A 15,616-nucleotide genomic window follows, 5' to 3' on the forward strand; every position below is an offset into this window, starting at 1 on the left:
AAGATAGATAAATAAAGGAGGCGGAAAGAGATGGATTTTCCAACGCAAATAGCAATTCACAGAATAAAGGAACCAAGATTGGATATTTATGTACCAGTGGTGCAGGGACTTAAAAACCAGTCTGCTCAAACCGCGATCAATCAACAAATCATGAAAACAGTTAGAAAGCTAATTAAAAAGCAAGGTTATTATGAAAACCCACAAGCCGAGATAACGGGATCTTTTGAATTGAAAACGAATGAAAGAGGCATTTTAAGTTTAACGATTGAGCAATTTTCTTATTCTGGTGGAGCGCATGGAATTACTTATATAATCGGTTTAACTTTTAACATACAAACAGGGGAGAAATATAAATTGGCAGATTTGTTTAAACCAAATAGCCCCTATGTAGAGGTTCTTTCCAAGCTAGTTGGTCAACAAATAAAAAAACGGGATATTTTCACATTTGAACCCTTTAAAGCGATTAATCCTAATCAAGATTTCTATATCGCAGACAAGTCACTCGTCCTTTATTATCAGCTATATGAATTAACGGCATATGCATATGGATTTCCTTACTTTCCTATTTCTGTTTATGAGATTCAAGATATAGTTAAGGAAGAGGGGGCATTAGGAAAAATGATTTGATAAGAGTAGTGGGGGGAGGGCTCTTAAGAAATGTGGAAATCTTATCGAATATGCACATTTCTGCCACCCCCCTTTGAGTAAGTATACCTGTTCACCTATTGGAAATATAAAGTATGAAGAGTCCTTTATGGAATAAATCTGCAGTTTTCTTCTGAGGTTGTAGGTAGGAGAAGTAGTTATTGTTTTTCATTTAAGTATTCTAATACACTTTGGTGCTGTTTTTGAATAGTAAAAACTTGTTTAATCTCACTGCTTAATTCTGTTTTGGTCTCATCCAGCTTATTCATCATACTTCCATAATAGAATCCAACTTCTTTACGCATTTCCCTTTGCTCTTCGATAAGCATTTTTTGATTTTCTTCTAACGATCCTAGTCTTTTATCTGATGAATCCATCTTATTTTCCATAAATCCAAATTTACCTTCTAATGAATCCATCTTATTTTCCATTGAACCAAATTTACCTTCTAATGAGTCTATCTTATTTTCCATTGAACCTAATCTTTTGTCCATCGAGTTTAATTGGCTTACAATTTGATTTAAAATCTTTTCCATGAAATACACCTCCCTTTTTAAAATTATTATAGCGCTTAATCTAATGGATGTCATTTCAATTTTCCATTCTGATGACTGTTCTCAACAATCTTTTTAGGGTTATCTTCCTGAGTAGATAGTAGGTTGAATAATTTTGATGTTCTAGTGAATCGTAGAAATACGTCTTCTATGAAATGGGCTGGAGACAAAGTCATTACCAAAAAAGAAACAGTAGAGTTTCTTTTCACTTTCTTACTCTCGATTGAAAGTAGAGAAATGTCCCCTTGCTTCCTTGTTCAGTATCAATTATTCTGAAAGTAAGATATTTATTGCTTTATAATATTACCTGAATAAGAAGCAGAGAACCGTTTCTTGCGCCTAAGAAGAAGTGAAAGAAGTGAAAGAATGAAAAGAGAAGAACTGGAAACAAAAATGAAGTCGATAGAGGAAAAGATTGCAAGCTATCAACATACTTTACATCAGTTAAACGAGGAATTGAAGGAGGTAATAAAACAGGAAGAAGATAGGGGGAATTATGTCTCTTCGAAAGAAATTACTGACTTGATTTATGAAAAAACTGGTAAAAACACGAATATGTCAACAATAAAAAGGTGGGCTGATGAAGGCTATATAGGGGAAGTCATCGATGAGAAAGACAAGTTTTGGGCTTTAAAATCGAAACAAGGAAAAAAACGATTTTTATATCCAAAAACCGATGTATATAGTTTTTTATATCAAAAAGGATATCTTTGGCCAAAATACGAGGTATTAGATCGGGTACAAATAAGCAAAAACGACGACGATAAATTGCTTACAGGAATCATCATCGACTCTTGTTTAAAAAATGCTCAATTTCATTATACGATTCAGCTCGAAGTCTCAATGAAAATGGTGAAAGAGATACAAGAGAGTTGCTTAAAAAAAATAATCTAGGAGAGTGAGTAGACTATGAAAGTCAAAATCAAACTGGAAAATACAGTGGAAAATCAAACAATTGGACGTAATATTAGAGATTTGAACCGTGAAGTTAACAATTCTATCGACATTTCATTCAACAGTGATTTATCTGAAATCTATTTTGAAGGAGAAGAAATCTTAATTGGTCAAAAAGACTGGATCAGTAGCGAAATGTTAGTGGAAGGACAAATAAAAGAAAAAGAAAACGGATATATTATTCAACCAAAAGATAAAGGAAAAACGATTAACCTTTATTTGGATGCAGAACTTGTAGAAGAGTTGAACGAAATTAGACGGCATGTTATAAGTAAAACACAGCATGATATTGTGCTCGAAGTATTTAAGAAAGGCCTTGACCAATTTAAAAACGATTAACCTCTGATAAAGCTCCATTTTAAGCCGTTTAATTGGCTAGGGGATGTTGGGCCCGTTGTATCCCATAAATAGGCAGTGTATTCATATGCCCTTCTCTTTTTTTATACATGTATGGAACAATGAAAATAGAAAGTGGGACATTACCTTTTTCTCATAAACTTCCATTCTTCATCAAGATTCCACTATATATTGTGTCTGCTTCCTAGTAAAATTCAATATTAACCCCACTTCTAAAACAAACTATAGTACGACCACCTCTTTTAGATGTTATCTGACAAAATAAAAAAAAAAAAAATTACTTCATTCTCATATTAAATAGGATGCTTTTTATACTATTCCTTTTTCAAAAGTCTCAATGTTAACAAATTTATTATAAATGCAATTAAAAAGTATATAGATACTTATTGATTGCTTTATATAAATATTTTTGATAATTCTTATATATATATTCTTATAAAATAATACATAATCCTTTTATATTAAGGGTTTTATGCTTTGTTAAGCGGATCTCATAAAATCTTTTGTTACTTAAATATAAAATTAATGCAATTAATAATATTGACAATATAATATTTATACATTATTATAATATTTATATTTTTCAAATAATTCTATTCTTTTAATAAGTTTAATTACACACGCATACGCTAAATTAATCGAATTTTCCGAAATATAAGACAACAGGAGGTGGAATGGGGAATTTTAGAAAAAAGCAAGTTAATAATTTGTACTATAAAATCAATTGAAAAAGGGTAAGGAGGGTCTCATTATGCATATGAATAGAATAAAAAATAAAACCATTTCACGAGAGAATTTATCGATGAATTTTTCTGAAATAGAGCCGAATTTAACAGATAAAGAAACGTTAGAAGAAGCAAATCGATGTCTTTATTGCTATGACGCACCTTGCATTAAGGCATGTCCAACTGGAATCGATATTCCTTCTTTTATCAAAAAGATTGCTTCAGGTAATTTAAAAGGATCTGCACGTGTCATTATGGAAGCAAATCCTGTTGGTGCGACTTGCTCAAGAGTATGTCCAACGGAGGAGTTATGCGAAGGGGCTTGTGTACTGAATGATGCTTCTCTACCAATTATGATTGGCAATCTTCAGCGCCATGCAACAAATTGGGCGATTAAAAATAACGAACAGTTGTTTAAAGCTGGGGAAGTGAATGGGAAAACGGTAGCTATTATAGGCGGCGGACCTGCAGGATTATCTGCTGCGCGGGAACTAGCTCGTTTAGGATATAAAGTCACTATTTTTGAAGCGAAAGAGAAAGCAGGTGGATTAGATACATACGGTATCGTTTCATTCCGACTGCCTCAAGAGATTTCCCTTTGGGAAGTAGAACAAGTAGAAAAACTCGGTGTAGAAATCCAAACAAATGTAAGAGTCGGCCAAGATATTCAGGTTGACGAAATTGTAAGCCGATACGATGCAGTCATATTGGCGATTGGTATGGCGGAAGTTCCGATGCTTGGCATGGAGGGAGAGGAATTAGAAGGGGTATACGATGCGATTGATTTTGTAGAAAGCACAAAAGTCCCGCCTCTCAGCGATCAATTTATCGACAAAAAAATAGCTGTAATTGGAGCTGGAAATACAGCTATTGATGCAGCAACATGCTCTGTGCGTTTAGGTGCAGAAAGTGTGCAGATGGTTTATAGACGTACATTAGCCGAGATGACAGCGTATGAATTTGAATATGAATTTGCTAAGCAGGATGGCATTGAATTTAAATGGTTGACACAACCTATCAGAATTATCGGGGATGAAAACGGCAGTGTGAAACAATTAGCATGCATCAAAATGGTGCTTGGAGAACCAGACAGTTCTGGTCGCCGTCGTCCTATACCAGTAGAGGGATCTGAATTTGTTATGGAAGTTGATGCGATAATTAAGGCAGTTGGTCAAAAACGTTATATGGAATTAATTGAAGCATTTGGTATTAAGCATAATAGAGGCATTGTCAAAATCGATACAGACACTTTGCAAACTTCCAATCCAAAGGTATACGCTGCTGGGGATGTGATTTTTGGAGACGGACAAGGAGAAGCGATGGTTGTTTCTGCTGCTCAACAAGGTAAAACGGCTGCTCATGCTATTCATATGAATCTATTTGGTTCCATCATTGCAACAGCGTAGCGAAATAATCTTTAACAAATAAAGGAGGTAGTAAAATGGCAGATTTACGTATTGATTTTGCAGGTATAAAAGCACCAAATCCATTTTGGCTTGCTTCTGCACCGCCTACAAATTCTGGCTATCAGGTGCAGAGAGCTTTTGAAGCAGGTTGGGGAGGAGCTGTTTGGAAAACGCTTGGGGACCCAATTATTAATGTATCATCCCGCTTTGCTGCTATGCATTTTAATGGACAGCGTGTCGCTGGATTCAACAATATTGAATTAATTACCGACAGACCCCTTGAAGTAAATTTACAAGAGATTTATGAAACAAAAAAGAAATTCCCTAACCATGCAATTATTGCTTCTCTTATGGTAGAACCGAAACAAGAGAAATGGCATGAGATTGTGAAAAAAGTCGAAGCAATAGGTGTAGATGGATTAGAGCTGAATTTCGGTTGTCCTCATGGCATGGCAGAACGTGGAATGGGAGCTGCATCTGGTCAGGTGCCAGAGTTAGTAGAAAAGCAGACATACTGGGCAAAAGAGGTGGCGCAAACACCAGTTATTGTGAAGCTGACACCTAATATTACAGATATAACGGCAACAGCACTTGCCGCTGTAAATGGTGGAGCAGATGCTGTCAGTATGATTAACACAATCAACAGTTTGATGGGTGTGGATATTGATTCATGGAATACAGTTCCAAATGTAGGCGGAAAAGGAGCACATGGAGGATACTGTGGACCTGCTGTAAAACCAATTGCCTTAAATATGGTTGGAGAATGTGCAAGAGATCCGAAAATTAATGTTCCGATATCTGGAATTGGCGGAATTTCCAATTGGAAGGATGCCGTTGAATTTATGCTGATGGGCTCAGGAAGTGTGCAAGTTTGTACAGCAGCTATGCACCATGGATTTAGAATCGTGGAAGATATGATCGAAGGTTTAAATAATTATTTGGATGCTAAAGGCATTGCTTCGATCGAAGGTATTGTTGGTAAATCAGTAGAGAAATACTCCGATTGGGGCGAGCTTGATTTAAATTATAAAGTAGTTGCTCAAATTAATAATGATATTTGTATTAACTGCAATAAGTGCCATATCGCCTGTGAAGATACGTCACATCAATGTATTGATATGCTGACGAATGCCGAAAATGGAAAACCATATCTTGAAGTTCGAGAAGACGATTGTGTTGGATGTAATCTTTGTTCCATTGTATGTCCTGCTGAAGGTGCGATTAATATGGTTGAAGTACCAAACGGCAAAAAGATGACTTGGAACGAGCGCCAAGCAGCTATACAAACACTAAATAAAAATATGGTGCAAATGGGCTAGGAGTAAGACGAATAAAAGAGCTTGTATTTTATCTTAGAAGGAGTTGAAAGAAATGAAAAAAGTGATAAAAAATGGAATCATTGTAACGGCAGCTGACAAATATGAAGCAGATGTTTTAATAGAAGACGGGAAAATTACTGCGATTGGTGAAAATTTAAATGATGTCGATGCAGAAATAATCGATGCAAAAGGATCTTATTTATTTCCAGGTGGGATTGATCCACATACACATCTGGATATGCCATTTGGAGGGACGGTTACAGCAGATGACTTTGAATCAGGAACAATAGCAGCGGCTTATGGTGGAACGACTACAGTTATTGATTTTTGTCTAACCAATAAAGGGGAACCATTAAAAAATTCCATACAGAAATGGCGGAATAAATCAGAGGAAAAAGCAGTTATTGATTATGGATTCCATCTGATGATTAGTGAAGTAAACGACACCGTATTAGATGAAATTCCAAAAATTATTGAAGAAGAAGGAATCACCTCTTTTAAAATTTTTATGGCGTATAAAAATGTGTTTCAAGCGGATGATGCAACCCTTTTTCGAACACTTCTCACAGCAAAAGAGCAGGGTGCGCTTGTTATGGTTCATGCCGAAAATGGTGATGTCATTGATTATTTAGTAAATAAAGCATTGGAGGATGGCAATACAGATCCAATTTATCATGCTTTAACACGGCCACAGGAATTAGAAGGAGAAGCAACAGGAAGGGCGGCAGAACTAACGGGGCTTGCTGATTCTCAATTGTATGTTGTTCATGTAACCTGCGCAGATGCGGTTGAAAAAATTGCAGCAGCTCGCCAAAAAGGATATCAAGTATTCGGAGAGACTTGTCCGCAATATTTAGTGCTTGATCAATCATATTTAGAAAAGCCAGATTTTGAAGGAGCCAAATACGTATGGTCACCTCCACTGCGTGAAAAATGGAATCAAGAAGTGTTATGGAACGCATTAAAGAGCGGGCAGCTGCAAACACTTGGGTCTGATCAATGTTCCTTTGATTTTAAAGGTCAAAAGGATCTAGGCAGAGGCGATTTTTCTAAGATTCCGAATGGGGGTCCGATTATTGAAGATCGCTTTAGTTTATTCTTCTCTGAAGGTGTGAAAAAAGGACGTATTTCCCTAAATCAATTTGTTGATATTACTTCGACACGAGCAGCAAAGCTATTTGGATTATTTCCTAAAAAAGGAACCATTGCAGTGGGAAGTGATGCAGATATTGTTATTTTTGATCCAAATAAGGAGCGTACGCTTTCTGTTGAAACACATCATATGAATGTTGACTACAATCCGTTTGAGGGAATGGAAATTACAGGTGAACCTATCTCTGTTTTATCGAGGGGAGAATTTGTTATCCGGGAAAAAGTGTTTGTTGGAAAACCGGGAGCAGGAAAGTATTTGAAACGAAAACGATTTGAGGGCAGAAAAAAAGAAGGAGAAAAATCTGTTCAAACTATATGAGCATAAAGTGCGTGTCCTTTTTACCGGTTTTTTTGAATAATTTCATAAAGTAAAACGAACTATTAGTGGAAGCTTTATCCTTCACTAATATTCCATTGGAAATGGTTGGGGTAATCTCGGAAACTATTAATCTTATAAGTATCCTTTTTGTAAGGGAGGTTTTTTATGTCTGCATATACAGAATTTATAGAAGAAAAAGCGAAACTAGATGCACTTGTTTCGGAAGGATATCGAATTTTTGGTATTTATGAAAATTTAAGTGGTGCTTTAGTGGAGTTTGGACGTTTGGATAACAAGGAATTACATTCTGAAGAGAAGAAACAAATCAAAATTTTAACTGCAGATGCCAGAAAGTACTTGTCGGGTATTTTAATTGATCAGCAAAGGGAGAACTAACAAAAAAGGTTCATTCCTTTAAGTGGAAATAAAGCTTTAAACTGTTTAGATAGTACATCAACTTCTGTTTCGTTCGATAGTTTTAAGTAAATTAGAGTGGAGTTTTTTGATGAGGGATGTTGCTTATATTTCATTAGGAAATATAGAGGGAGCATCCCTTTTTTGAAAGATAAAGGAGGCTAATCTTGATGTTAACAAAAGAACAAGTGTTATATGTAGTACAAAATGTGAAAGATCCAGTTTTGCAGGAAAGTATAACTGTTCAGGATATAAAAATAAAAGACAAGCATGTGAGTCTAAAAGTACTATTTTCAAAGGATGGTTCTTCGCAAATAAAAGTTCAACAGGAGATTGTTCGTTTATTAAAGGAAGCTGGTGCTGTAACAGTAGGCTTGCGGTTTGAAAAGTTAAATGCAGAAGCGCATTCTGCTGCATATAAAGAACGGGTGAAATCGAGTATTCCTTCACTTCTTTCAAACGAAAGTAAAACCGCCTTTATTACTATAGCAAGTGGTAAGGGTGGTGTTGGCAAATCAACGGTTTCTGCTAATCTTGCTGTAGCTCTTAGCCGTCTTGGCAAAAGAGTTGGATTAATAGATGCCGACATTTATGGATTTAGTATTCCGAATATGATGGGGATAGAGACACGACCTGAATTAAAAGAAGAGAAAATAATTCCTCCAGAAAAATTTGGTGTGAAAGTTATGTCCATGGATTATTTTATGGAAGATAATGCTCCTGTAATCTGGCGTGGTCCTATGCTGGGGAAAATGCTAAATAGCTTTTTCAGCGAAGTTGACTGGGGAGAACTAGATTATTTGCTGCTAGATTTGCCTCCTGGAACGGGAGATATTGCTCTTGATGTTCATGCGCTGCTTCCAACGTCAAAAGAAATTATTGTAACAACACCACATCCAACGGCCGCATTTGTTGCTGTTCGTGCTGGAATAATGGCAAAGAATGCAAATCATGAAATAGTAGGTATCATAGAAAATATGGCTTATTTTGAAAGTAAACTGACAGGGGAGAAGGAATATGTGTTTGGCCGCGGTGGAGGAGAAAGGCTTGTAAACGAGCTATCAACAGAGTTACTTGGACAATTGCCACTTTCTCCCCCAGATGATAATATGACTGATTTTTCCCCATCTGTTTATGGAACGAGACATCCATTGGCGAGAATGTACGAATCTATTGCTGAAAAGGTAATAGAAAAAGTGAAAAACGTACAGCTTGTATAAAGTCATTTATTCCACACTTAACGGGGAATAAGCTCCTCACTTTAAGCGGTTGTTCAAAAAGTCCGGTAAAAATGATACATCGAATTTCTTCGTTGGTTTGCTTCTCCGCTTCTCACGTATTAACTAGAGGTTCTTCCACTAAAAACGCTCACGTCCTGTGAGCAACGTGGAAGTTACCACATCCTGTGGAAGGCCGATGCTCAGGAGCAAAGAGTATCGAAACTGTTTAAGGGTAATTGCCTCTGACTTTGGATAGATGTAAATTATTCAGTCCTACTTCTCATTTACAGGTTTGGGTTTATTCAGATAACTAGAGAGGAAGTGCTGTATTTCTTTTTTGTTGGTTGAGTACCATCTCTTCATTGGGAGCTGGCACACCTTGTTCGTGTTAAGTCCTTGATATTAAAGTGAAAATCCATTTTGATATTGCTAATTTGCAGTTCGGGATAATAAGATACATAATAAACTAATTTATCATCTACATAATAAACAATGCTATCGTAGTCATGAAACAAAAGATATTCTTTTATTATATCTTTCATCTTTTCTTTTAACTGTAGTGAATTCTGATTTGATCTTAGGTTGGACATAGTGGTATTCTGATATTTCCAATCTAAAGCATCTTTTCTTAATTTTTTTTCCGTATATCTATAATTTAAAATGAAAGGATTCTCTATTGTTAGTTGTTGTTTGAGAATAGCTGCTAATCCATCTTTTTTCTCCGCTTCTGCATGGCAAAAAGCATACTGAATTGCAAGTTCAATATCACTTACTAGGTAGATTCCTGACCCAAAAACTGACTTTGCTGCGATTCCTTTCTGAAAAACTCTCATCTCATCTCGATCATATTTTTGCTTATGGATGACTTCTTTTCCCTCTTCAAAACCAATTCCTCGGTATACGATTCTTTGCAAACCTAACACCTCTTTATAGAAATTATAATAAGAATTTTCTGTGTGAATCTTCTGACTATATCATATAAAAAGAATCTGAACTTCTAATTTTTTTGTATTGTTTAACTGTATCACATTTATTTAGAATAAACATTCTGTATGTCATATTTTCTACCATTGATTTTTAACAATCTAAAACAAATATACCATATACACCTATAACATTCCTTGGTTTGACTAGGAAGCCTCTATGCAAAAAGATTGCGCCATGGTCTATGATAAAGAACCTGAATATACGAAGAATCCTGAGGGATATTAGCGGAACACTCAGGAGCCTTGCTACGAGTGGGCTACCGCCAGCCCTACGGAAAGCGAAATGTATTCAGGCTGCGGACTAATTACAAAAGCGCATATTTTCTAAATAGCTGAAAATTTAAATAGACAAACGTCGAATTGTGTAATAAATTGGAAGAGAGTACATTTTAAGTGGAAAGAGAGAGTTGTATGAGAAAGAAAAAGAAAAACAAAAAGAAAAAGATTTTGTTAACGATTTTATCAATCTTTGGTGTTCTTGTAATTGCCCTCGGTGCTTATGTTTATTATCTATATCATAATGTGGAAAAAGCAGCTAATGATATGTATAAACCAATTGAAACAGAAACAAAAACGGAAACGAAAAAAAAGCAAGAAACAATTGATAAAAAGGATCCTATCTCTATTCTGCTTATGGGTGTGGATGAAAGAGAAGGGGACGTAGGAAGATCGGATACACTAATTGCGATGACTCTAAATCCTACTAAACAAAAAATGCAAATGATTAGTATCCCTCGTGATACGAAGACGGAAATTATCGGCAAAGGAACTGTGAATAAAATTAATGCAGCATATGCTTTCGGCGGTGTTAAAATGGCAAAGGATACAGTAGAAGCATTTACTGGTGTAAAAATGGATTACTATATCCAAGTTAATATGGAAGCACTTAGTGCTCTCGTTGATGCAGTTGGCGGCATCACGGTTCAAAACAATCTTGATTGGATAGATGAAGGATATTATAAAAAAGGGTACCATTATGAAAAAGGTACATTACAGCTCGATGGTCCAAAAGCATTAGGATTTGTACGCATGCGCCACTTGGATCCTAATGGAGATTTTGGCAGAAATGAACGCCAAAGAGAAGTAATTAACGGCATCATTAATAAAGCAACGAGTGTAACATCTGTTACTCATTTTAATGATATCTTAGAGGCGCTTGGGGAAAATGTTAAAACCAATATTACGTTTGACCAAATGATGGATATCCAAAAAAATTATCGAAGCGTTCGAAATAATATAGAACAATACGAAGTAAAAGGAACAGGTACACCTCCAGGTCAAACTTATTACTTAAACGTTCCAGCAGAGGAAAAAGAAAAAGTCAATAAAATGCTTACAGAGAATTTAGCGAAATAATAAAGAGAGAAGGGATAAGCGATAGAGCTTTTCCTTCTCTTTTTTTGTGCTAGCGCTTTTTTTACTGCCTTAAGCTTTCGGATAGCCTCGACATTTTCTCACAAATTTTTTTAGTATTTTCACTATATATTAACCTAATAATAGTATAATAAAAGAAATTAATTGTTTGTTCTACTCTTAACAGGAATGTAACATCTTCACAGAAGGAGTTTTCACTTTTATTGAAAAAAATGAACAACTAATGTTTTTTTGTCGAAAATTATATCACTTTTTTATCATATAAAAGAGGAGTCTTAATAGGAAATGAATGATAAAGAAACAATTATAAAGGTAGAGAAGGGTAAATACGTCCACAGAAAAGATAGAAAGTTTTTTAAAAAAATCTTAGTAATAACGGTCGCAGTTTTTATTAATCTTCTGTATCCTCTTTCCGAAGGTTCAGCAACGGTACATGAATTGGATCGCAAAAATTTTGCTAATATTGCACATCGAGGAGCCTCGAGTTATGCTCCTGAACATACTTTGCAATCATATGAGTTAGCGAAACAAATGGGTGCAGATTTTATAGAAATAGATTTACAAGTAACCAAAGATGGAACTCTCGTTGCGATGCATGATAAGAAAGTGGATCGCACAACGAATGGAACCGGTTATGTGAAAGATATGACGTTGTCACAATTAAAAACGCTAGATGCGGGTTCCAAGTTTAATGAGCTACATAAAAACGATGCAAAGTTTGAATATGAAGGACTTCAAGTTCCGACATTGGAAGAAATTTTTAAAAAGTTTGGGAATAGTACTAAATATTATATAGAAACAAAAGCACCTGGAACAAATCCTGGGATGGAAGAAGCGTTAATAAGTTTGTTAGAAAAATACAATATCATTAGTGAAAACAATCCTCATACGAGTCAGGTAGTCATTGAATCATTTAGTTCAGCTAGTTTGAAAAAGATTCATTCATTGAATAAGAATATCCCTTTGTTGCAACTAGTAGAATATTCGGATACCGCTCTTATAACGAATGCTGAAATAGAGGCAATGAAGGAATATGCATTTGGGATCGGCCCTAATTTTGATGAAATTGATCGGAACTATGTGCAAGCGTTTGTAAAGCAAGGAGTAGAGGTAATTCCATACACGGTTAATGAAAAAAAAGATATGGAAAATGCATTTCTTTGGGGCGTGACTGGAATGTTTAGCAACAAGCCGGATCTCTTTAATGATGCGTTTCTAGACTACAAAAAAAATTATACTAGCTATAGTGCGGATGAAATTGCTCCTATAACGAAAGCTTCTATAAAGTCCACAAATTCTATTCATAATGGGTGGTACAATACGAGTGTTGTTTTACAATTATCCGCTGAAGATGCTTGTTCAAGAGTTAACCGAATTGAGTATAAAAAACAAAACGATAAGCAATGGACAACATATAATAGAGATATTATTATTTCTTCAGAAGGAGAAAATAGAATTGAATTCAGAAGTATCGACCTTGCAGGAAATAAAGAAAAGAAAAAAACAATTGTTATTAAAATAGATAAAACAAAACCGAAAACTGCTTCTATTTTAAGTGTTACAGACAAAGATACGTTTATAAAAGGAAAAGGGGAAAGTAGTTCAACTGCTATTATTTATTCAGATAAAAAAGTCATAGCAAAAGAGAAAGTTGGTACGAACGGAAAATTTAAAGTGAAAATACCAAAACAACAAGCTGGAAATAAAGTATTTGTCTACATGGAAGATTCTGCTGCCAATAGAAGCAACAAAAAAAGAGTTCTTATAAAAGATAAAACAGCACCTTCTATTTCAAAAGTTAATTCTGTATATAAGAATAGTACAGCTATTTCAGGAAATGCAGAAATGAATGCAACTGTCACAGTGAAGGTAGACGAGAAAACAATAGGCACTGGAAGGGTCAATAATAAAGGCCATTTTAAGGTGAAGATAGCAAAGCAGAGACGCAATAAAAGAGTGATTATTACAGCAAGTGACCAAGCTAGGAATAAAAGTAAGGACTATGTGTTGGAAGTGAAATAGAGAGAAGAGAATGAAAATTTGTAAACAGAGTGTATACTTGAGCAAGTAAACTTTTTTTAAAAATAGGGGGAATTGACAATGTTACAACCTAAAGCAGTTTTTTTAGATATGGATGGAACAATATTGGATCATTATAATCGGGCAAGTATTCATACAAAAGAAATTATTGATGATTTACGAAAAAATGGAATATATGTTTTTATCGCTACTGGTAGAGCGATTAATGAAATAAAGAAGGTGGTACCACCAGGTTTTCAAGTGGATGGGATGATCACTTCTAATGGCATGACTGGATATGTGGGAGAAGAAGTATTGTTTGAACATTCCCTTGACCCTGAATTGGTGAAAACCGTTATGGAGAAGGCGAGGAATAGCAAGATTTATTATGAGCTTTTCCCATATGAAGCATCTCGTATAACATTAAAGCAAGATAAACAGTATATGGAAGAAGAAATGAGAGATCCAAAGCCAGAAAGTGTTGGAATTAATGAATGGATGTCACGTAAACAAGCAATAGAAAAAAATATTGATTGGAAGGATAAAGTAGAGGGAACAAAGTTTTCAAAGTTTTATTTCTTTGCGAGAACGAAAGAGCATATTAATCAATGGATAAATGAGCTTAATGAATTAAAGAAAGAGATAGACTTTACTATTTCTACATCTTCCGAACATAATGTTGAATTAATGGTTGCGAACGTGAATAAAGCTACAGGGATTAAACAGATGTTAAAACAATTTAATTTATCAGAGGATGAAACGATGGCTATAGGTGATAGTAATAATGATATTCCGATGCTTAAGTTTGTTAAGTTTCCTGTCGCAATGAAAAATGCTCCAGATTATATTAAAGATTTAGCTGTTGACGTAACCGAACTTACTTGTGATGAAGATGGAGTAAGTCATTATCTTCGCTCTAAATTTGAATCGTTGCTTAATAAGACTAACTCGGGAAGTGAAAAAGTTTCTAATTAAGTACAAATTTTGGTTTTTGCCAATGATAATGTGTAAATGAATAGAGATCTTCTAACAGTAGTTATCTTTATAAAATAAGTGAAAGGCCATTCCAGTGGATAAAAGGAATGGCCTTTCTTTCTTGTTGGTTTAACTTAGCGTACGTTCATTTCGTTTGGATGTGGTCCTTTGCGTCTATCTTTATTTAATTCGTTAATTTGTGCTATTTCTTCTGAGGTTAGTTCAAAGTCAAACACATTAAAGTTTTCTTCTATTCTAGACGGTGTTACAGATTTAGGAATAACAATTGTATTATTTTGTAAATGCCAGCGAAGTACAACTTGAGCTGGAGTTTTGCGATGGAAGGCAGCTATCTTCTTTATAACCTCGTCTTTTAGTACTTCTCCGCCTTGATCAAGAGGGCTCCATGCTTCTACAAAGATATCATGTTTCGCACAAAAATCCTTTAATTCATTTTGAGCCAAGTAAGGATGGCATTCTACTTGATTTAAAACAGGTTTAACCTCACACTCTTTTATAATTCGTTCTAAATGTTCTATTTCAAAGTTGCAGACACCAATTGCTTTTACTCGTCCATCTTTATAAAGCTTTTCCAATGCTTTATAGGTATCTACATATTCATCAAATTCAGGAGTAGGCCAGTGAATTAAGTATAAATCTACATAATCTAGACCTAATCGTTCCAAGCTTTCATCAAATGCTCGCAGTGTATTTTCATAGCCTTGATCACTATTCCAAACTTTTGTCGTAATAAATAATTTTTCACGAGGAACAGAAGCTTCTTTAATTGCTTGTCCCACACCTGCTTCGTTTTTGTAAATCATGGCTGTGTCAATAGATGTGTAGCCTGTATTTATTGCTTGAGCAACAGCATCTGTCGCTTTATTATCTTCCACTTGCCAAACACCAAATCCAAGCTGCGGCATTTTTAATCCATTATTTAATGTAACAAAATTCATTTTCACACTCTCCTTTTGCATTTGATTTCATTTATAGTCTAACTTTTGAGAGAGAGAATTACAAATGGAAGGTTCTCATATAGAAAGAGTGATTAGAGATCTGGCTAATTAATTGGATGTATGGCAAAAGATTAAGATGAAATAATACCTTAATCTTTTGCAGATTCTTATAAAAAGAGATAAATGAAAGGGAAAGCGTTGTTAAAAGGCTTAGCATTTGTACATCATTGTTTCAGTT

The 15,616-nt window shown here is 35.0% G+C and carries 14 protein-coding genes and 1 pseudogene; 12 read left to right on the forward strand and 3 right to left on the reverse strand.

All coding sequences use genetic code 11. From position 1 onward, the window contains the following. Positions 1–30: 30 nt before the first annotated feature. Positions 31–627 carry a DUF3298 and DUF4163 domain-containing protein gene (locus tag AC5LWL_RS03835; protein ID WP_493433088.1) on the forward strand — a complete coding sequence of 199 codons (597 nt, stop codon included), beginning with the start codon at positions 31–33 and terminating at the stop codon, positions 625–627. 176 nt (positions 628–803) lie between these two features. Here the strand turns inward: AC5LWL_RS03835 and AC5LWL_RS03840 are convergent, their stop codons facing one another. Further along, positions 804–1,181, reverse strand: a complete 378-nt coding sequence (locus tag AC5LWL_RS03840; protein WP_493433089.1) for a hypothetical protein — start codon at positions 1,179–1,181, stop codon at positions 804–806. 384 nt (positions 1,182–1,565) lie between these two features. On the opposite strand from AC5LWL_RS03840, the gene AC5LWL_RS03845 reads away from it, so the two are divergent. The 7 genes from AC5LWL_RS03845 (at position 1,566) to AC5LWL_RS03875 (ending at position 9,065) form a co-directional block, all read left to right on the forward strand. Then, the gene (locus tag AC5LWL_RS03845; RefSeq protein ID WP_493433090.1) at positions 1,566–2,093 is read left to right on the forward strand and encodes a hypothetical protein; all 528 of its coding nucleotides are present in this window, start codon (positions 1,566–1,568) and stop codon (positions 2,091–2,093) included. Between the two features lie 15 nt (positions 2,094–2,108). Beyond that, positions 2,109–2,492 carry a hypothetical protein gene (locus AC5LWL_RS03850; RefSeq protein WP_493433091.1) on the forward strand — a complete coding sequence of 128 codons (384 nt, stop codon included), beginning with the start codon at positions 2,109–2,111 and terminating at the stop codon, positions 2,490–2,492. Positions 2,493–3,267: 775 nt separating this feature from the next. Next, a complete protein-coding gene (locus tag AC5LWL_RS03855; protein ID WP_493436531.1) occupies positions 3,268–4,641 on the forward strand; it encodes an NAD(P)-dependent oxidoreductase in 1,374 nt (457 codons plus the stop codon). Positions 4,642–4,676: 35 nt separating this feature from the next. Beyond that, entirely contained in the window at positions 4,677–5,960 is a 1,284-nt protein-coding gene (gene preA, locus AC5LWL_RS03860) for an NAD-dependent dihydropyrimidine dehydrogenase subunit PreA (protein WP_493433092.1), read from the forward strand. 52 nt (positions 5,961–6,012) lie between these two features. Then, positions 6,013–7,431, forward strand: coding sequence for a dihydropyrimidinase (gene hydA / locus AC5LWL_RS03865; protein WP_493433093.1), 1,419 nt, complete (start codon positions 6,013–6,015; stop codon positions 7,429–7,431). A gap of 165 nt (positions 7,432–7,596) precedes the next feature. Next, on the forward strand, positions 7,597–7,827 hold the full coding sequence (locus AC5LWL_RS03870; protein WP_493433094.1) for a hypothetical protein: 231 nt from the start codon (positions 7,597–7,599) through the stop codon (positions 7,825–7,827). A 188-nt stretch (positions 7,828–8,015) separates the two neighbouring features. Beyond that, a complete protein-coding gene (locus tag AC5LWL_RS03875; protein ID WP_493433095.1) occupies positions 8,016–9,065 on the forward strand; it encodes an Mrp/NBP35 family ATP-binding protein in 1,050 nt (349 codons plus the stop codon). Between the two features lie 359 nt (positions 9,066–9,424). Here the strand turns inward: AC5LWL_RS03875 and AC5LWL_RS03880 are convergent, their stop codons facing one another. After that, entirely contained in the window at positions 9,425–9,979 is a 555-nt protein-coding gene (locus AC5LWL_RS03880; RefSeq protein WP_493433096.1) for a hypothetical protein, read from the reverse strand. Positions 9,980–10,462: 483 nt separating this feature from the next. Between AC5LWL_RS03880 and AC5LWL_RS03885 the strand changes: the two genes are divergently transcribed. From AC5LWL_RS03885 to AC5LWL_RS03900, 4 genes and pseudogenes are all read left to right on the forward strand, one after another. After that, entirely contained in the window at positions 10,463–11,407 is a 945-nt protein-coding gene (locus AC5LWL_RS03885; protein WP_493433097.1) for an LCP family glycopolymer transferase, read from the forward strand. A gap of 303 nt (positions 11,408–11,710) precedes the next feature. After that, positions 11,711–12,622: pseudogene (locus tag AC5LWL_RS03890) on the forward strand (glycerophosphodiester phosphodiesterase); the annotation flags it as partial. Then, on the forward strand, positions 12,602–13,447 hold the full coding sequence (locus tag AC5LWL_RS03895) for an Ig-like domain-containing protein (RefSeq protein WP_493436532.1): 846 nt from the start codon (positions 12,602–12,604) through the stop codon (positions 13,445–13,447). The pseudogene AC5LWL_RS03890 and the gene AC5LWL_RS03895, both read left to right, overlap by 21 nt. A gap of 78 nt (positions 13,448–13,525) precedes the next feature. Continuing rightward, a complete protein-coding gene (locus AC5LWL_RS03900) occupies positions 13,526–14,419 on the forward strand; it encodes an HAD family hydrolase (protein WP_493433098.1) in 894 nt (297 codons plus the stop codon). 134 nt (positions 14,420–14,553) lie between these two features. Here AC5LWL_RS03900 and AC5LWL_RS03905 read toward each other — a convergent pair whose 3' ends face one another. Then, on the reverse strand, positions 14,554–15,378 hold the full coding sequence (locus AC5LWL_RS03905) for an aldo/keto reductase (RefSeq protein ID WP_493433099.1): 825 nt from the start codon (positions 15,376–15,378) through the stop codon (positions 14,554–14,556). Positions 15,379–15,616 lie beyond the last annotated feature (238 nt).

This window comes from Niallia sp. WK069_GA_01, assembly GCF_983173855.1.